This is a genomic window from Nonomuraea sp. NPDC050790, assembly GCF_044456745.1.
In the GTDB taxonomy this organism is placed as follows: Bacteria; Actinomycetota; Actinomycetes; order Streptosporangiales; family Streptosporangiaceae; genus Nonomuraea.
Genome location: NZ_JBITGF010000006.1, coordinates 648123 through 666415 on the forward strand (window position 1 = coordinate 648123; position 18293 = coordinate 666415).

General features: G+C 69.3%; 17 protein-coding genes. 14 read left to right on the top strand and 3 right to left on the bottom strand.

The features are described from left to right. Window positions 1–10 precede the first annotated feature (10 nt). Entirely contained in the window at window positions 11–940 is a 930-nt protein-coding gene (locus ACIBEJ_RS32410; RefSeq protein ID WP_397186665.1) for a Ku protein, read from the top strand. Between the two features lie 111 nt (window positions 941–1051). Here ACIBEJ_RS32410 and ACIBEJ_RS32415 read toward each other — a convergent pair whose 3' ends face one another. Both ACIBEJ_RS32415 and ACIBEJ_RS32420 read right to left on the bottom strand, forming a co-directional pair. After that, complete coding sequence (locus ACIBEJ_RS32415) at window positions 1052–1351, bottom strand: hypothetical protein (protein WP_397186666.1); 300 nt, start codon at window positions 1349–1351, stop codon at window positions 1052–1054. A gap of 349 nt (window positions 1352–1700) precedes the next feature. Further along, complete coding sequence (locus ACIBEJ_RS32420; RefSeq protein ID WP_397186667.1) at window positions 1701–2030, bottom strand: hypothetical protein; 330 nt, start codon at window positions 2028–2030, stop codon at window positions 1701–1703. Between the two features lie 252 nt (window positions 2031–2282). Between ACIBEJ_RS32420 and ACIBEJ_RS32425 the strand changes: the two genes are divergently transcribed. From ACIBEJ_RS32425 to ACIBEJ_RS32480, 12 genes are all read left to right on the top strand, one after another. After that, window positions 2283–3182, top strand: coding sequence for an alpha/beta fold hydrolase (locus ACIBEJ_RS32425; protein ID WP_397186668.1), 900 nt, complete (start codon window positions 2283–2285; stop codon window positions 3180–3182). Window positions 3183–3224: 42 nt separating this feature from the next. Continuing rightward, a complete protein-coding gene (gene moeZ, locus ACIBEJ_RS32430) occupies window positions 3225–4406 on the top strand; it encodes an adenylyltransferase/sulfurtransferase MoeZ (protein WP_397186669.1) in 1182 nt (393 codons plus the stop codon). A gap of 49 nt (window positions 4407–4455) precedes the next feature. Further along, entirely contained in the window at window positions 4456–5175 is a 720-nt protein-coding gene (locus ACIBEJ_RS32435; protein ID WP_397186670.1) for a hypothetical protein, read from the top strand. After that, entirely contained in the window at window positions 5169–6485 is a 1317-nt protein-coding gene (locus ACIBEJ_RS32440; RefSeq protein ID WP_397186671.1) for a S8 family serine peptidase, read from the top strand. The genes ACIBEJ_RS32435 and ACIBEJ_RS32440 overlap by 7 nt, the downstream gene beginning before the upstream one ends. A gap of 163 nt (window positions 6486–6648) precedes the next feature. Further along, window positions 6649–7449 (top strand): hypothetical protein, encoded by an 801-nt coding sequence (locus ACIBEJ_RS32445; protein WP_397186672.1) that lies wholly within the window; start codon window positions 6649–6651, stop codon window positions 7447–7449. Next, window positions 7443–8597 (top strand): S8 family peptidase, encoded by a 1155-nt coding sequence (locus ACIBEJ_RS32450; RefSeq protein WP_397186673.1) that lies wholly within the window; start codon window positions 7443–7445, stop codon window positions 8595–8597. The genes ACIBEJ_RS32445 and ACIBEJ_RS32450 overlap by 7 nt, the downstream gene beginning before the upstream one ends. Before the next feature lie 22 nt (window positions 8598–8619). Then, on the top strand, window positions 8620–8973 hold the full coding sequence (locus ACIBEJ_RS32455) for a hypothetical protein (RefSeq protein WP_397186674.1): 354 nt from the start codon (window positions 8620–8622) through the stop codon (window positions 8971–8973). Continuing rightward, the gene (locus ACIBEJ_RS32460; RefSeq protein ID WP_397186675.1) at window positions 8967–9281 is read left to right on the top strand and encodes an MGMT family protein; all 315 of its coding nucleotides are present in this window, start codon (window positions 8967–8969) and stop codon (window positions 9279–9281) included. Before ACIBEJ_RS32455 ends, ACIBEJ_RS32460 begins: the two co-directional genes overlap by 7 nt. 95 nt (window positions 9282–9376) lie before the next feature. Next, window positions 9377–12199: a CDP-glycerol glycerophosphotransferase family protein gene (locus tag ACIBEJ_RS32465; RefSeq protein WP_397186676.1), complete on the top strand. Its 2823-nt coding sequence runs from the start codon at window positions 9377–9379 to the stop codon at window positions 12197–12199. A 460-nt stretch (window positions 12200–12659) separates the two neighbouring features. Beyond that, window positions 12660–14399, top strand: coding sequence for a DUF262 domain-containing protein (locus ACIBEJ_RS32470; RefSeq protein WP_397186677.1), 1740 nt, complete (start codon window positions 12660–12662; stop codon window positions 14397–14399). Then, window positions 14386–15621: a type II toxin-antitoxin system HipA family toxin gene (locus tag ACIBEJ_RS32475; protein WP_397186678.1), complete on the top strand. Its 1236-nt coding sequence runs from the start codon at window positions 14386–14388 to the stop codon at window positions 15619–15621. The genes ACIBEJ_RS32470 and ACIBEJ_RS32475 overlap by 14 nt, the downstream gene beginning before the upstream one ends. A 244-nt stretch (window positions 15622–15865) precedes the next feature. Continuing rightward, entirely contained in the window at window positions 15866–16696 is an 831-nt protein-coding gene (locus ACIBEJ_RS32480) for a nitroreductase/quinone reductase family protein (protein WP_397186679.1), read from the top strand. 64 nt (window positions 16697–16760) lie between these two features. Here ACIBEJ_RS32480 and ACIBEJ_RS32485 read toward each other — a convergent pair whose 3' ends face one another. Continuing rightward, window positions 16761–17495 carry an SDR family NAD(P)-dependent oxidoreductase gene (locus ACIBEJ_RS32485; RefSeq protein ID WP_397186680.1) on the bottom strand — a complete coding sequence of 245 codons (735 nt, stop codon included), beginning with the start codon at window positions 17493–17495 and terminating at the stop codon, window positions 16761–16763. An 86-nt stretch (window positions 17496–17581) separates the two neighbouring features. On the opposite strand from ACIBEJ_RS32485, the gene ACIBEJ_RS32490 reads away from it, so the two are divergent. Continuing rightward, window positions 17582–18142 carry a TetR/AcrR family transcriptional regulator gene (locus ACIBEJ_RS32490; protein ID WP_397186681.1) on the top strand — a complete coding sequence of 187 codons (561 nt, stop codon included), beginning with the start codon at window positions 17582–17584 and terminating at the stop codon, window positions 18140–18142. Window positions 18143–18293: the final 151 nt, after the last annotated feature.

Consider the following 18293-nt stretch of genomic DNA (forward strand, 5'->3'; position numbering starts at 1 on the left):
AGGAGTGCCCATGCGCGCCATATGGAAAGGTGCGATCTCCTTCGGGCTGGTCACGATTCCGGTGAAGCTGTACTCCGCGACCGAGCAGAAGGACGTCACCTTCCACCAGGTGCACCGTGAAGACGGCGGCAGGATCCGCTACAAGCGCGTGTGCACGATCGACGGTGAGGAGGTGCCCTACGCCGACATCGCCAAGGGGTACGAGCTGGCGACCGGCGAGATCGTCGTGCTCACCGACGAGGACTTCGAGGATCTGCCGCTGACGACCTCGCGGCGGATCGACGTGCTGCAGTTCGCACCGGCCGACCAGATCGACCCGATCTACTTCGCCAAGTCCTATTACCTGGAGCCCGACGGGCAGGGCGGCAAGCCGTACGTGCTGCTGCGCACCGCGCTGGAGAGCTCCGGTCAGGTGGCGGTGGTGAAGGTGGCGCTGCGCCAGCGGGAGTCGCTGGCCACGCTGCGGGTGCGCGACGGGGTGTTCGTGCTGGAGACGATGCTCTGGCCGGACGAGATCCGCGCCCCGGACTTCGGTTTCCTGGAGGAGGACATCGACGTACGGCCGCAGGAGCTCAAGATGGCCGAGTCGCTCATCACCACGATGGAGGCCGACTTCGACCCGACCGAGTACCACGACGCCTACCGCGAGGCACTGCAGCAGGTGATCGAGGCGAAGGTCGCGGGCAAGGAGGTCATCGCGCCTCCGGCCGGCGAGGAGGAGGCCGGTCCCGCCGTGGACCTCATGGCCGCCCTGCGGGCCAGCGTCGAGGCCGCCAAGCGCGAGCGGGGCGAGCCCGCCAAGCCCAAGAAGGCCGCCGCGGCCAAGAAGCCCGCCTCTGGAAAGGCCGCCGCGAAGGGCGACGGGGAAAAGGGCGACGCGGAGAAAGAGGAAGAGGCGGAGAAGACAGCGCCCAAGCGGAAATCCAGGAAGTCCGCCTGAGCGCTGCTTTCCCGCGCCGCTCCGTCGTCAGCTGGGAACATTGTTTCCACACATGTTGGGAGGGGGCCCCATTTCTCTGGGGCCCCCCATTTCTGTCGCGGGTGGTTTTCGTTACCAGACGAAGTGGCGCGTGCGAACGCAGCCACGCTCGCGGTGGACCCTCCAGCCACGCCAGTGCTTGAAGTTGAGGTGTGCCTTGTTGACGTAGTGGCCCCGACGAATGGCGCCCGCAGGGCCGGCGAAGAGGCAGCGACCGCGCCACTCCGAGAAGCCGACGCTGGAGGCGCTGGCGCTGATGCCGACGCTGGAAGCGCTGGCGTTCGCGGCGGTGGTCGATCCGAGGCCCAGGACGCCGCCCGCAAGGGCGGTGCTGAGCGCAGCGGCCGTGAGCATCCTCTTGACTGTGGACATGATGTGCTTCCCCTTGACGGTCTCTTGCAACTTCAGGCACTGTGCCGGATTTAGCTGGCTAATGCCCGGGATGGTTCTTACTTCTAGAGCCATCCTGGTTGTCAGAATTTCCGACCATTCATGATCATAAACTGTGGCCGGGATGGTTTTGCCACTCAAAAACCCTGAGATTGCATTTATTGATACGTCTTCTCACGCTATGTCCCGATTTGTCCAGGCAAGCGGAAAACGCTCGGGTGGCTTCAGGTGGATATGTCGGCATACATCGGGGGGCCCAAAAGGGCATGGCAGGACCGCGGAACACGAGGTCCCGCGGCCCTGCCGTGACGCGACTACCTACGGCGCGGCACTACTGCAGCCACTTGTTCTTCGGGAAGTGCTTCGTGTGGCCCTTGGCGCAGAGGCCGGCCCCGCCCTTCTTGTACTTCTTGCCGGGGCAGAACTTCTTGTTCGCCCGCCAGTGGCCGGCGAAGTAGCGGGCGGTCGGCTTGTGGCTCTCCAGCTTGTAGGAGCACTTCCTGCCGTTGAGCCAGCAGCGATGGAACTTGGACTTGGCGGTCGTGACGCTGACGGCCGCGGTGGCGGCGCCGGCGGCGGTGACCGCTCCGAGGGCGAGCGTGCCGCCGGTGAGGGCGGTCACGAGAGTCGCCGCCGCGAGCGTGGATTTGAACTTGGACATCGTGCTTCCCCCTGTTGGTCTGCACTCGCGTGCCTGGGTCGCCGAGATGGCACGACCCGGATAGGCATCCTGCTGCCAGGATTTCCAGCCATTCATGCCGATAAACGGCAATCTATGCCCTTTATTCTCTATTTATGAGGCTTCTACTTGTTTTTAACAATTTATGCGGTTTTATCCATAAATGTCATGATTGGTGGCTGGCACTCGGGGCAGGCGGCTACCGTGGAAAGGGCCGAAGGAAGGGGCGTATCCGTGGAACAGCAGCCGATTCCGCACTGGCCGGGACGCATGGTCGGCCCGGTGTACGTTCGCTCGACCCCCGAGGGGGCGCCGGAGACGGCGGTGTTCGTCCATGGGCTGGCCGGCTCGGCCACCAACTGGACCGACCTCATGGACGAGCTCCAGGACATCGTCACCGGACACGCCCTCGACCTGCCGGGCGCCGGCCACTCCCCGGCCCCCGCCGACGGCGACTACAGCGTCGACGCCCACGCCCGCGCCGTCATCGGCCTGCTGGAGGAGGTCGGCCCCGCGCACCTGTTCGGCAACTCGCTCGGCGGCGCGATCTCCGTCCGCGTCGCCGCCCTGCGCCCCGACCTGGTCCGCTCGCTCACCCTGGTCTCGCCCGCGCTCCCCGACCTCCTGCCGAGGTACGGCCCCGCCCGCGTGGCCGCCGCCGCCACGCCCCGCATAGGCGAATGGGTGGCGGGCAAGCTCAGGCTCGTCCCGGCCGCCCAGCGGGTCAACGCCTCGTTCGCGATGGTCTGGGCCGACGCGGGACGGGTCCACCCCGACCGGCTGGCCGAGGCGATCGAGGAACTGCGCCGCCGGGACGACCTCGCGCACACCGCCCCGTCGATGATCGGCTCGGCCCGCGGCATCGTCGCCGAGTACTTCCGCCGCGGCGCCGACAACCTCTGGAGCCAGGCGGCCCGCGTCGTCGCGCCCACCCTGGTCATCTACGGCCGGCTCGACCGGCTCGTCCGCCCGGCGATGGCCGCGAAGGCCGGCCGTACGTTCAGGAAGGTCAGGCTGGTCCTGCTGCCCCGCGTCGGCCACGTCGCGCAGATGGAGCGGCCCGACGTCGTGGCCGCCGAGGCGCGTCGTCTGATCGGTGAGACGCGATTGGGGAATGCCCCACTGGCCAGCTAGGTTTCTACGAGAGATAAGAACCCCGAAACGGGAGCGTAGAACGTGTCGTTGCCACCGCTGGTCGAGCCGGCCGCCGAGCTGACCGTTGACGAAGTGCGCCGCTACTCGCGCCATCTGATCATCCCCGACGTGGGCATGGCCGGGCAGAAGCGGCTGAAGAACGCCAAGGTGCTGTGTGTGGGCGCGGGGGGCCTCGGCTCGCCCGCGCTGATGTACCTGGCCGCCGCGGGCGTCGGCACGCTGGGCATCATCGACTTCGACGTCGTCGACGAGTCCAACCTGCAGCGCCAGATCATCCACGGCCAGTCCGACGTGGGCCGGCTGAAGGCCGAGAGCGCCGCCGCCACGGTCAGGGAGATCAACCCGCTGATCGACGTCGTGATCCACAACGCGACGCTGACCACCGAGAACGTGATGGACATCTTCTCCGGCTACGACCTCATCGTCGACGGCACGGACAACTTCGCCACGCGTTACATGGTCAACGACGCGGCCGTGCTGCTCGGCAAGCCGTACGTCTGGGGATCGATCTACCGCTTCGACGGCCAGGCGAGCGTCTTCTGGGCCGAGCACGGGCCCTGCTACCGCTGCCTCTACCCGGAGCCCCCGCCGCCCGGCATGGTTCCCTCGTGCGCCGAGGGCGGCGTGCTGGGCGTGCTGTGCGCGTCGATCGGCTCCATCCAGGTCAACGAGGCCATCAAGCTCCTCACCGGCATCGGCGACCCGCTGGTCGGGCGGCTGATGATCTACGACGCCCTGGAGATGAAGTACCGCGACGTCAAGGTCCGCAAGGACCCCGAGTGCGTCCTGTGCGGCAAGAACCCGACGGTCACCGAGCTGCTCGAGGACTACGAGGCGTTCTGCGGCACGATCTCCGACGAGGCCGCGCAGGCCGCCTCCGGCTCCACGATCACCGCAGCGGAGCTGAAGGAGATGCAGGACAAGGGCGAGGACATCTTCCTCATCGACGTCCGCGAGCAGGGCGAGTACGAGATCGTCTCCATCCCCGGCGCCACGCTGATCCCCAAGGGCGAGTTCCTGAACGGCTCCGCCCTGGAGAAGCTGCCGCAGGACAAGCGGATCGTCCTGCACTGCAAGTCCGGCGCGCGCAGCGCCGAGGCGTTGGCCATCGTCAAGAACGCCGGTTTCTCGGACGCCGTGCACGTGGGTGGAGGGGTCCTGAGCTGGGTAAAGACGGTAGACCCCAGCCTGCCGACATACTGAGTCCGGTATCTGGGGATGGCATTAGGTTCCCAGCGTTAAGGTCGGTGCCGTGAGCAACGCCCGCCCCTGGCCCGCCCTCGTGGTGGCCTCCGTGCTGACTCTGGTCTGCGCGGTGGCCGCCGGAGTGGCGGCCAGCGCGGCGGGCTCCGAACTGTCCAGGGGACCGACCGCCGCCGAGCTGGCCGCGGCCGCCAAGCGCGAGGTGTCGGAGCGCTGGCGCACCTGGCAGGCCGGGAAGATCTTCCCCGCCACCCTCGCGTACGCCGCCGAGCAGGGCGGCCAGGAACGTGCCACCAGGATCGGCATCTCCCGCCAGACCGCCTGCCGGCAGGCCGTGGACGAGAAGGCCGCCAAGGCGCTGCGCTCCCACGGCTGCCGCGCGGTGCTGCGCGCCACCTACATCGACGCGCTCCAGGGCGTGGTCGTCACCGTCGGCGTGGTCGCGCTGCCCGACGAACTGCGCGCCTCCCGGGCCAAGGCCGCCTTCCCGCAGGGCGGCAAGGCGGTGCCGGGCCTGCGTCCCGTCGCCTTCCAGGGAACGGTGACCGACCGCTTCACCGCCGCGGTCCGCCAGGCGGGATCGGTCCGGCAGGCTGGGCCGTACCTGGTGCTGACCACCTCGGGACAGGTGGACGGGCGGCCGGCGCGCGCGGTCGGCGAGCAGCGCCCGACCATCTTCGCCTTCGCCGCCGAGCTGTCGGAGCGGATCCTCGCCGACCTCAGCGAGCCGCGGATGCCCGAGTGCGGCGCGAAGGAGTGGCGGTGCTGAGGTCCCCTGCGGCCCGGTCCGCCCCGCCCAGGGGTGCGGCCCCGCCGCCCGCACGGGAACCCCGCGCCGGAGTGGTCGTGCGGCGGGGGGTGCTGCTCCTGCTGGCCGGGGTGTTCGTGGCGCCGCCCGCGCCCGCGCTGGCCGACGACATCAGGGGCAGTCAGCAGCCGGTGATCAAGACCCTGGGGCTGCCCAAGGCGTGGCGGACCAGCAAGGGCGCCGGGGTGACCGTGGCGGTGCTGGACTCGGGGGTCGATCCCGGGCACCGGGACCTGGCGGGGTCGGTGGTGACCGGCAAGGACTTCACGGCGGGCGCCAACCCGCCGGGCGTGCCGCCGCGCAAGCTGCACGGCACCTACATGGCCTCGCTGATCGCCGGCCACGGCCACGGGCCCGGCGGCAGGAGGGGCGTGATCGGGGTCGCGCCGTCGGCCAGGCTGCTGTCGGTCAGGGTGATCCTGGAGGACGAGGAGCCGGGGTTCAAGGAGTTCAACACGGCCGAGCGCTACGAGGACGTCGTGGCCAGAGGCATCCGCTACGCCGTCGACCAGGGCGCCGACGTGATCAACATGTCGATCTCCAAGGAGCTGGCGACGAAGGAGGAGCGGGCGGCGATCCGGTACGCGATCTCCAAGAAGGTCGTGCTGGTGGCGGCGGCGGGCAACGACGGGCAGCGCAAGCCGGACGCCAACGGGTTCGCGCCGTACTCCTATCCCGCGGCCTTTCCGGGCGTGGTCGCGGTGGGGGCGACGGATCGGGGGCTGCGGCGGGCGTCGTTCTCCAACTGGAACCCGTCGGTGCTGGTGGCCGCGCCGGGTGTGGACATCCTGGGCGCGGGGCCCGGCGACGAGTACTGGGTGGGCAGGGGGACGTCGCAGGCGACCGCTCTGGTCTCGGGCGTCGCCGCCCTCATTAAGGCCAAATATCCGGATATGTCGCCTGCGCTCGTGGCCCAGGCCCTCACCGCGGGCGCGACCCGGCGGCCACCGGGCGGCTACGACACCGGCACCGGCTTCGGCGTCGTCAACGCCGCGGGCTCCCTGGACGAGGCGGCCAGGCTGGCCGGCCACACCCAGACCGCCAAGGGCCCGCAGGCTCAGGACCCGGCCCGCCCGATGGCCGGCGGCCGCGCGGGACCGATCCAGGTGGTCAACCGCGACCACCGCGCCGTCACCCTGTACGGCACGATCGCCGCCGCGGGGGCCATCGCCTCGATCACCTCGCTCGCCGTTCTGGTAGCACTGGTAAGAAGGGCAAGACGCGCCATACCCCAGCAGGACGCGCCATCCCGCCTCGGCGGGGAGGCATGATCTCCCCTCCTCGGGGGACGAAATAGACACAAATGAGAATCGGTTCGGAAACGAGGCGGTGGTGAGGGCACGTAGGTCGAGCTCGGGACTGCCGCGAGCCGGGGGGAGCGGCACACCACGACGGGACAACCCGCTCGGAGCCGCCGCCGGCCGCCGTTCCCGCGTGCGCGCGTGGCCGCCCATGACGGGCGCCAAGGCCGGCGCCGTACGCGAGCGGGCCGAGGCCGCCGCGCTCCGGCAGGGCGTGCGCTACCGCAAGATCTTCCGCGCCCTGCTGGCCGGGATCATCGCGCTGTCCGCGGTCATCGTGCTGACCGGCACCGTCGGGCTGTTCTCCGAGACGCGGGCGCGCCCGCTCACCGTGGCCGAGCAGAACCGCTACAAGCAGGAGGAGATCGCCCGCCGCTGGCAGGCGTGGCCCGCCACCGGCGTCTTCCCCGAAGAGGTCAAGTACCTGGGCCTGGAGAAGGCCACCCAGTACGCCAGACGCGTCGGCATCGCGCCGCAGGCCGCCTGCGACAAGGCCGTCGACCAGGCGGTGGCGGGGGTCCTGCGGGAGTTCGGCTGCGTGGCCGTGCTGCGGGCCACCTACGTGGACCAGACCGCCTCGTTCGTGTTCACGGTCGGGGTCGCGGTGCTGAAGGACGAGGAGTCGCGGGCCTCGGTGACCGAGCAGCTCGCGCTCGACGACCGGGTGGGGGTGCTGCCCGTGGCCTTCCCGGGCACCGTGACCGAGCGCTTCGGAATCGAGCAGCGCCAGCGCAACGCCTGGGTGGGGGCCGGGCCGTACGTCGTCTTCTCGACCGCCGGTTACGTGGACGGGCGCACGCGCGCCGCCGTACCGCCTGAGGAGCTCTTGCACAGCGAGCTCTGGCCCGCGTCGAAGTCGATCGGCAACCAGATCGCCTACTTCCTCGCCGACCCGCCCGCGGTCCCGCCCTGCACGCAGGGGAACGTGTGCTGAGCGCCGTCCGCCTCGTCACGGCCGCCGCGCTCGCGTTCTCGGGCACGGCCCCGCCGCCCGTCCGCGACCAGCAGGAATGGGTCCTGGACGCGCTCAACGTCGAGCAGGCGTGGACCCTCACCAAGGGCGCGGACGTAGTGGTCGCGGTCGTCGACAGCGGCGTGGACACGAAGATCAAGGAGCTGAAGGACAAGGTCACCGTCGGCCCCGACATGACCGAGCCCGCCCTGGACCGCCAGTTGCCGCCCGGCAGGCACGGGACCGCGATGGCCGCGCTGATCGCCGGTTCCGGCGCCGACGGCGGGCTGGTGGGCGTGGCGCCGGAGGCGAAGATCCTGTCGCTGCCCCTGCCCGAGGAGGAGGGCACCCCGAACTTCCTGCCGCCCGCCCAGGAACAGTCGGGGAGCAGGGAGAGCCCGCTGGCCAGGGCGATCCGGTACGCGGCCAACCACGGCGCCAAGGTGGTGAGCCTGTCGCTGGGCGCCTACGGGCCGCACAAGTCGGAGCGCGAGGCGGTCTCGTACGCGCTGGGCAAGGGCGTCGTGCTCGTCGCCGCGGTGGGCAACGACGGGCAGACCAGGTACGCCAAGGACAACAACACCTCCTACTGGAGCTTCCCGGCCGGGTATCCGGGTGTGATCGGCGTGGGCGCCGTCGACCGGCAGGGCAGGCGGGCCGCGTTCAGCAGCGACAACCTGTCGGTGCTGGTGGCGGCGCCGGGCGTGGAGGTGCCTGTGGTCAAGGGCGAGGACACCTACGAGCTGTCGTCGGGCACCAGCTCGGCCACGGCGCTGGTGGCAGGCGTCGCCGCCCTGATTAAGTCGAAATATCCGCAAATGTCGCCCGCGCAGGTGTCGCAGGCGATCGCCCTCAGCGCCCGCGGCAGGCCCGCCGCCGGATACGACGAGAAGGTGGGCTTCGGCACCGTGGACGCCGCCGCCGCGCTCAACGCCGCGCAGCAGCTCACCGGCCAGCGGCGCGAGGTCGAGGCGCCCACGGGCAAGCACTTCGGCGAGGGCGAGGAGTCGCCGCAGCCCTCCCCGCCCGGCCCCGACCCGTGGCGGCTCTGGCTGTACGGCGTGGGCGTCATCCTGGCCCTGGTCACCTTCTGCGGCGCGATCATCGTGCTCAATCAGCGCAAGCGGTAAAGATCCGCTATGGTCGCGCCTCATGGGATACGAGCTACGCGTGGTTCGTGAGTCGCCACTGGCGTTCGCGGAGCTCGCGAAGGCGATCGCGCCGGCCGGATTCGAGCTGGGCGCGACAGAGGAGATCCTCGCCAGACACGGCGGCGACACCCACGCCGTCGGCCGCTGGCGGGGCGAGATCGTCGGCGAGCCCGGCTCCGACTGGCACGTGGCGCAACTCGTGCGGCTGTCGTCCGTGCTCGGCGGGCGGCTGGTCGGCGAGGACGGTGAGGTCTACGCGCTGACCGACGGCGTCGTCGAGGTGCTGACCGACGGCAGGGCCGCCGAGATCGGCAAGTTCGACGAGATCGTCGCCGCGGGGCCGGATTCATGGTGAACCCCTATGCCGAGCGGGTCCTCGACGTCGTCGAGCGCATCCCGCCCGGCATGGTCATGTCCTACGGCGACATCGCCGAGTATCTGGGCGAGGGCGGGCCCCGCCAGGTCGGCCGCGTCATGTCCACGTGGGGCGGCGGCGTGCCCTGGTGGCGGGTGGTCCACTCCGACGGCACCGGCGCCCCTGACCACGAGGAACGCTGCCTGACGCACTGGCGAGAGGAAGGCACGCCGCTGCGCGGCGACCGCGTCGACATGCGCCAAGCCCGCTGGCACGGGGATTCAGCGGATTCTCAGGAAACCCGCTGAGCTGCGCATCCCGCCTCAGGGAGAATCCGCGGCATGTGATTCCCATTACCATGGCCTGAACAGCGACTGCGGGTCCGAAAGGCGGTGCCTTCCCAATGGCCACCGGCGTCACAGCCCAGGAGCGGCTGCGGGCTGTTCAGGACCTCTCCGACCGCGGGGAACCACTCGACGCGATCATGGAGGCGGTCCGCTCAGCCGGGCCCGACCATGCCGCCGAGATCCTCAGCGGGCCGCTGGGCGCCAGGATGGACCAGGCGATCAAACGCGGGGCCGCGCGCAGGCGCGAGCTGGTCACGCTCCTGCGCCCCTACCTGGCCACCGTCGATCCCAAGGTCAAACGCGAGCTTCCGGTGGCGCGCAGGCTGCTGTGCCACCTGATCGAGCACCGCGACCTCGACGAACTGGCCGACGGCGACGTGCTCACCACCGTGGTCGCCGCCGCGGCGGAGCCGTCCAAGCGCATCCGCAAGGGCCTGCGCTGGTATGCCGACCTGCCGCTGCGCGACGAGCTGCCGCCCGGCCTCTACCGCCTGCGCCGCGCCGACCTGGTGCCCGTGACGCAGATCGACGACATCGTCTGGCGTGACGGCAAGCTGCTCGTGCGCGGCCACGCCTACCTCGCCGGGCTGTCGGTGCGCAGCCGCCGCTTCAACCGGGCCACCGTCGTGCTGCGCGGGCCGCGCTGGCTGCCGCCGGTGCGCATGCGCACCCGCCGGGTGCTCGCGCCCGAGGCCACCCACGCCGCCCGCGAGCCCGGGTGCAACTACGACTGGTCCGGCTTCACCGCCGAGCTAGGCGCCTGGCCGCTGCGCTGGCGTGGCGGGGTGCGCGGGCTCGTGTCCGCGGTGCGGCGCCGGATGCGGCATCGGCCCGCCGTACGCGATGCCACGACCTGGCGCGCGGAGATCGTCTTCTGGAGCCGCGGCGCCCGCGCCACCGGCCTGCTGCGCGGCGCCGCCGTGGGCCGCACCGAGCGTCCCGCCGGGCTCCGGGTCAAGCAGGGCCTCTGGGTACGCCCCGTCTGGACCTCCGACCGGGCGCTCCAGGTCGTCCTGCAGCCCAACCGGGCCGAGCTGACCAGCGTCAACGTCGACGGCGACCGGCTGGAGCTGAAGATCTTCCTGCCTGGCCGCAGCGTGACCAAGGGCCATGCCAGGCTCGGCGGGCACCGCATGGCCGCCGACTTCACGCCGGAGGCCGACGGGACGCTGGTGACGGTCGGGCTGGCCGTACCGGCTCTGCTGCAGGAGAAGGACGGACGGCGGCTGTGGGTCGAGCCCAAGGGCGACCCCGCGGCCTCCGTGATGCTCGGCGACGCCGCCGAGGTGCGCGCGACCTCGGACGACCGCGAGATCACCGTGCTCGCCGACCGCCGCGACCGCGTCATCGTCTCCGCCCACCGCATCCGCCCCGTGCTCACCTCCGCGGTGTGGGAGGGCGAGGAACTGGTGCTCCGCGGCAGCTACCCCGACGCGGCGGGCGCCCGCACGCTCACGCTGCGCCACCGTTCCGGCCTGACCTATACGGCCGCGATGGAGCGCTCCGAAGACCGGTTCACGGTACGGCTGGCCCCGGCGACCATGGACCGCTTCGGCGAGTCCGTGCCCCTGGCCTCCGGCACCTGGAACCTGTCCATGCGCCACCCCTCCGGCGAGATCGTCCCGGTGCGCATGGACCACGCCGCGCTCGGCTCGCTCGACGAGGACCCGCGCACGATCGGCGGCCACGCCTTCCGCATGGTCTCCACACGCTTCGACGTGCCCGTGGTGATCGTCGAGGAGGCGCGCCCGGCCGACGAGAAGGGCGTCGCGGGCACCCACGTGCTGCGCCGCGTCTTCTACCCCGCCCAGCGCACGGAACCGCTCACGGACGCCACGGTCTACGTGGCCAACGACGGCCGCCTCTACTCCGACAGCGTCCGCGCGATCTACGAGGAGCGGCTGCGGCGCGGCGACGACCGCGAGCACATCTGGGTCGTCAAGGACGGCGCGTTCGTCCCGCCAGGGCCCGCCACGGTCGTGCGCGCCGGCAGCAGGGAGCACCACGCGGCGCTCGCCCGCTCCCGGCACATCGTGACCAACGCGTTCCTGCCCGTGTGGTTCCGCTCCCGTGAGGACCAGGTGGTGCTGCAGACCTGGCACGGCACCCCCGTCAAACACATCGGCAACGACCAGCCCCACATGACCCGCGACCCGCGCCCGCCGGTGTGGCACCGGCAGGCGGCCGAGGTACGCGGCTGGGACGTGCTCCTGTCCCAGTCCCCGTGGGCGACGCCGGTGCTGCGCGAGGCGTTCGGCTACAAGGGCGAGGTGCTGGAGAGCGGCCTGCCGCGCAACGACGCGCTGACCTCGCCCGAGCGCGACAGGATGGCGGCGGAGATCCGCGCCCGGCTGGGGCTGGCCGAGGGCAAGCGCGTGGTGCTGTACGCGCCGACGTGGCGTGACTACGACCGCAAGAACGCGATGGTCAAGCTGGACCTGGCGAAGGCCAGGGAGGTGCTGGGGGCCGACCACGAGTTGCTGGTCAGGGGCCACCCGATGCAGGCCATGCCCGCCGTTCCCGACATCGCCCACGACGTCTCCACCTATCCCGACATGACGGACCTCTTGCTGGTCGCGGACGTGCTGGTGACCGACTACTCCTCGTCGATGTTCGACTTCGTGGCGACGGGCAGGCCGATCGTGTTCTACGGCTACGACCTGGCCAAGTACGCGAGCAAGCGCGGCCTGTACCTGGACCTCCAGGCGCAGGCCCCGGGCCCGGTGCTGTCCACGTCGGGCGAGGTGGTGGAAGCCCTGCGCGAGATCGACACGGTGGCGGCCGAACACGCGGACCGCTACGAGACGTTCCGCGCCACGTACGCCCCGAAGGACGACGGCAAGGCAACAGCCCGAGTCGTCGACCACCTCTTCTCCTGACAGGCAAGGTGGTCGCTCCGCTCCCGCGCGCCCCCAGCCGAGGCGCGGCCTCGGCCCCTGTCGGTCCTCGCTCCGCTCGGGCGCCCTTCTTTGGCGCTTTCGCCCGGGCTCGGCCGGAGTAGGTGCTTGGGGCAGGAGTGCCTGGGCCAGGGTGTCTGGGTCGAGAGTGTGGAGGGTGCCCGGAGGCGACCGGGCCGGGGTGCCCGGTATGCCGGGGTAGCAGAGCGGTGGGGAAGTGGGCTGAGCCCGTGGGACAGCAGGGCCCGCCGTTCCTTGATCGAGTCAGTGCGCGGCGTGTACACCCCGCCGAAACCGGCACAGGCGTGCTTCTGTGGACGTGATCTATCCTCAAGCGCACCAGGACCGCTTCGTGGCGCAGGTGTGCGGGAGGCATGTCGAGCCGCAGGATGGTCGGGGCGAGAGTCGCTAGGCTTGTGTCAGCACGACCGGAGGAACACCCATGAGCGTTGGGCTCGACACCCGACCCAGTGCCACGACGTTTCCCGTGGCGCGCCTGGTCGAGCTGGCGTGGCGAGGACACATTCGCGTTCCAGAGTTTCAGCGTGACTTTCGCTGGACGCGAAAGGATGTGATGCGACTCTTCGACAGCATCGTCCGGGGCTACCCGATCGGCTCATTGTTGCTGTGGATCAAAGAGGCTCCCGCCGGCCCCCTCAAACTTGGCGTTGTGGCGATTGACGCTCCGGCATTGGATTCGGCCTGGTGGGTCGTGGACGGGCAGCAACGAATCATCAGCCTGGCAAATGGGCTGCATCCTGATGGAGCGGCTGATTCGCGGTTCGCCCTGTCGTACGACCTGGTCCGGCAGGAGTGTGTTCCTCGCCCGGCCACCGACGATCCGCTGATCGTTCCCCTTCCGGTGCTCTTTGACCTTCAGCTCGTCCTCAAGTGGTTCGCCATGTATCCGGAAATCTCGGAATATTTGGACCACGCCAGTCAGGTCACCGCAAGGCTGCGTCAATACGAGGTTTCCGCGATTCAGGTCGAGCAGGACGACATCGATGTCCTGCGCGATATCTTTGACCGGATGAACAGCTACGGCCGGCATCTGTCCCGGGCCGAGATCTTCTCTGCGATCCATCCGTCGAGGACGAAGCCGGTCGATGGCGCCTTGAGTCTGGAGCTGATCGCGTCTCAGGTGGATGACGAGTTTCACTTCGGTGTCATCGACACCAGCACCGTCCTGCGTGCTGTTCTGGCTCGGCGTGGCGCCCACGTGTCGCGCGAGATGCGAGGGGAGTTCGACGAGGACTCGAAGATAACGAGCGACTTCCCCAGGGAGAGTCGGGACGAGGCGTTCCGGCGCGGTGCCGAAGCTCTGAAGCGAGCGGTCGGCTTCCTGCAGAAAGAGGCTGGAGTGCCGCACTTCAGTTTCCTTGCCTATCGGTATCTGCTTGTCGTTCTCACCCGCTTCTTTGCGCACTACCCCGTCCCGGGTGACCACAATGTTCGCCTCCTTCGCCGCTGGTTCTGGCGGGCCGCGATTCTGGGCCCTGGAGTCTTCCGGGGAAGTGCCACCGGCGCGATGCAGACTCTCGGGCACCGCATAATGCCCGGTGACATCGCCGGATCGTTGCAAGGGCTCTTCGGCCTGGTCAATCGCGCTGAATTCATTCCGATCAACCTGAAGCGGTTCCGCACCGACGAGTCGGCCACGCGGATTCTCCTGTGCTCCTGGTGGGACCTCCATCCCCGCTGGCCGGTAACCGGTGAGGAGATCGAGTCGGCGCAACTGGCGGAAAGCCTGGTCGATCAGGCGACCGCGGCCAGGGCGGTGCGGGCCGTCTTCGGATCTGGGGCGGTTTCCCGGATTCTGGCCGCCAACCGCATCCTTCTTCCGACGACCACCGAGCGCGACAGCGACTCGAGCCTGCCCCTGGACGAGGTTCTGGGCAATCAGATCGACAGTGTCCTGTCCGCTCAGCCCCTCGATCTGGACACCGCAGAGTGGAGCGCGGTGCTCAGGTCGCACTCGATCGAAGCGGAAGCGGAACATGCTCTGGTGGCCGGAGACGTGGACCGGTTCTTGGCACACCGTGAACAGACCATGCAGGGGGATCTGCAACTGTTTCTGGCGCGCATGTGTGAGTGGGAGCAGGAGGACACTCCTTCGCTCGATGATCTGATCATCGGGGACATCGAGGAGGACGTGGAGGAGCAGCGGGATGACGCTCTCTGAGGTCTGCCACGGGGTCTGGCTCGGTGATCAGAAGGTCGGCCTGTTGCGGCAGCGAGGCGACTACACCTGGTTCGAGTTCGGTGAGGAGTATCTGACCGATCCCGGCCGTGCCGTACTGGGGTTGCATTTTGAACAGAACCTTCAGGTACGGCGGGCATCGGCGCTACGGCTTCCGCCGTGGTTCTCGAACCTGCTTCCGGAAGGGCGCCTGCGGGAATGGGTGGCAGAGGACCGAGGTGTGTCCGTCGAGCGGGAAATGGAGCTTCTCGCCCAGGTGGGGCACGATCTCCCCGGAGCGGTCAGAGTTCTGCCCGATGACGGTGACGACTCTTCGCATTGGGATCTGGTCACCCATGAAAGCGATGTGCAGGCGCATTCCGACGACCATCCGGGATGGCGTTTCTCGCTGGCCGGGGTGATGTTGAAGTTCTCGATGGTCAAGGAAGGGGATCGGCTGACGCTTCCGGGCTCCGGTGAGGGCGGGGACTGGATCGTCAAGTTGCCGGACCGGATTTACCCCGACGTCCCGCTGAACGAGTTCGCCATGATGAGTCTCGCCAAGTCCGCCGGGATTGAGGTGCCCGAGGTCAGGCTGGTTCACCGAGATCAGATTGAGGGGCTTCCGGCCAACGTCTGGCCCGTGCATGAAGATTGGGCGTACGCCATCAAGCGGTTCGATCGGAGTGGCGAAGGCGGCCGGATCCACATCGAAGATCTCGCGCAGGTCCGGGGGATCTATTCGGACCGCAAGTACGTCGGCAACTACGAAACGGTCGCCTCGTTGATCTATCGGCGGCGGGATGTCAAGTCCCTTCAGGAGTTCGCCAGGCGCCTTGCCTTCTCCATTTTGATATCCAATGGCGACATGCACCTGAAGAACTGGTCGCTCATCTATCGTGATCCCAGAATCCCGACCCTGGCTCCTGCCTATGACTTCGTCGCGACGGACGTATACCGGGATGAGTCGGATCCGGAGACCCTGGGCTTGAGATTTGGGAAGACGAAGCTGTTCGAGCGGATATCCGTGCGGACCTTTGCCCGGCTGCAGGAGAAGCTGCACGTGCCGGACGCTCAGCTTCCTGACGTCGTGGCTGCAGTGGTGGAGCGTGTCGTGGATGAGTGGCCGCGTGTCGCGGACCTGCTCGCGTCGAGCCCGCTGATCCTCGAGCGGGTGGGCAAGAGCATCGAGCTTCGTCGTCAGTCGCTCCTGCAGTCCCTTTGACGAGGCTTCTGCAGGAGCGCCGCGTCTGGGTGTTACCGCATCCCTGGATGGACAGGGTGCGGAGGGGGTGGCTTTGAGGTGGGGGGTTTGGGGGCTAGGGTTGGGTTTGTGACTGCCGGGTCGGCCATGGGCCATGAGCGAGAGAGGTACCCGGCTGAAACGTGAGCGATCGGCGGGCGCGTAGCCCGCCTGGATCCCCGTTTCGCCGTATCTCTCGTCAACCAGCTCACGTCCATGGAGAAGAATGAGTTTCGATTTCAACACGCAGATCATCGAGGAGTTTCGGGCCAACCGTGGCCGGGTCGGGGGGCCTTTTGAGGGGGCTCGGCTGCTCCTTCTCAGCACCACCGGGGTGCGTTCCGGGGAGCAGCACACCGTTCCGCTCGGGTACCTGCCGGACGGGGGCGAGCAGGTTCTCGTCATCGCCTCGGCCAACGGGGCGGCGCGGCATCCGGACTGGTTTCACAATCTCGTGGCCGAGCCTGTCGTCAACGTCGAAGACGGGATCTTCACGTATGAGGCGCGGGCGACCGTACTGGAAGGTGCGGAACGGGACGCGGCCTGGGCCAGGGCGGTCGAGGCCGATCCGGCTTGGGGCGACTATCAGGCGCGTACGTCACGGGTGATTCCCGTCGTCGCGCTCAGGCAGACCGGGGGCGGGCCGCCTCCGGCCTCGTCGTTCGGCGAGGCGCTGCGGATGATCCACGACGCCTTCCGGCGGGAACTGGTGCTCATCCGGAAGGAGATCGCCGAGTCTGGGCCGGGGCTGGGGGCGCAGTTGCGGGTCAACTGCCTCACGCTCTGCCAGGGGCTGCACATTCACCATTCGCACGAGGATCGCGGGCTTTTTCCGGCGGTCTCGGCTCAGCATCCTGAGCTCGCGGAGGTGATGGACCGGCTGCGGGACGAGCACGAGAAGGTCGCCGCGTTGCTGGCGAGGCTGCAGGAAGTGATCTCGGGCGAGAACGTGGATTCGCCTTCGGTGCTGAAGGAGGTCGAGGAGCTCGCGAGCGCCGTGGAGCAGCACCTCGACTACGAGGAGGAGCAGCTCATCCCGGTGCTGGACGGGGCCTGAGGCTCTGGCCGGCGGGCGGCTCCGGTTCGAGTCGCCCGCCGGGCGGGCTTCCCCTCGCGGGCGGTCAGGCTGTCGTTCCGGCGTCGACCGTGATGGACGTGCCGGTGATGTTGCGGCCCGCCGGTCCGGCCAGGTGGACGACGGTGGCGGCGATGTCGTCCGGGTCCACGTAGCGGCCGAGCGCGGTGTAGGAGCGCTCGCCGTCGGCGTCGGGTCCGTCGGCCGGGTTCATGTCGGTGTCGGTTGAGCCGGGATGTACCAGGTTGGCGGTGATGTCCAGCGGGCCCAGGTCGCGGGCCAGGCCCTTGGTCAGGCCCACCAGGGCGGACTTGCTCATCGAGTACAGGGTCCAACCGGCATACGGGACGCGTTCCGCCAGGCTGCTGCCGATGGTGACGATGCGCCCGCCGTTCCGCATGTAGGGCACGGACGCCTGAGCCAGGAGGAAAGCGGCGCGCGCGTGCACCGCCATCGTGTGGTCCAGCTCTTCCAGCGTGACCTCCTCCAGGGGGCCGAAGGGGGCGATTCCGGCGTTGTTCACCAGGATGTCCAGGCGGCCCAGGGTTCCCGCCGCATGGTCGACGGCCGCGCGGAGCGCACGCTCGTCCGCGGCCTCGGCCTGTACGGCGGTGCCGCGCCGCCCGGCCAGTTCGATGTCCTTGACCACGGCCTGGGCTCGGTCGGCGGCGCTGGCGTAGGTGATGGCCACGTCGGCCCCGGCGGCGGCGAGAGCGCGGGCCACGGCGGCGCCGATGCCTCTGCTGCCGCCGGTGACGAGGGCGGCCTTTCCGTGCAACATGATGATCCTCCAAGAAGCGGAATAGGTTCCGTTTTGAGGTTAAGCGGAATCAGTTCCGGTTGGCAAGGGGTCGATAAGGTGTGCGGGTGACGCAGGAGCGGGCCGATGCCGCCAGGAACCGGGCGAAGATCCTCGCGGCGGCGGCCGAGCTCGTCGCCGAGAAGGGCATCGACGGGCTGGGGATGGCCGAGGTCGCCGCCGCGTCGGGGGTGGGGGTCGGGACGCTGTATCGGCGGTTCGGGGATCGGTCCGGGCTGGCCTATGCGCTGATCGACGCCAAGGAACGGGAGTTCCAGGAGGCGTTCCTGTCGGGGGCGCCGCCGCTGGGGCCCGGGGCGCCGCCCGGGGAGCGGGTGCGGGCCTTCCTGCACGGGCTGACCGACCGTACTTTCGCTCAGCTCGACCTGCTGCTGATGGCGGAGACGGCTGGGCCTTTCGCCCGGTTCGGTGGGGCTTATGAGGCCTACCATCGGCACCTGACCCTGCTGATCGGGCAGGCCAACCCGGCTGTCGACGCGCCGTTCAGCGCCGATGCCCTGCTGGCGCCGCTCACCGCCAACCTGGTGATCCATCGGGGACGGGAGGCGGCCGACGTCAAGGCGGGGCTCGACGGGCTGCTCGGCGGGGTTCTGGCCGGGCGCTTCTGAGCGTGGGTGCCCGCCGTTCTGGCCGGGCGCTACGGGCGTGGGCATCCCGCCGTTCTGGCTGGGCGCTTCTGAGCGTGGGCATCCCGCCGTTCGTCGCTCTCCCCGCACTAGTCCTAACGGCAAGCCGCCCCCACGCCACCCGCCGACGCGG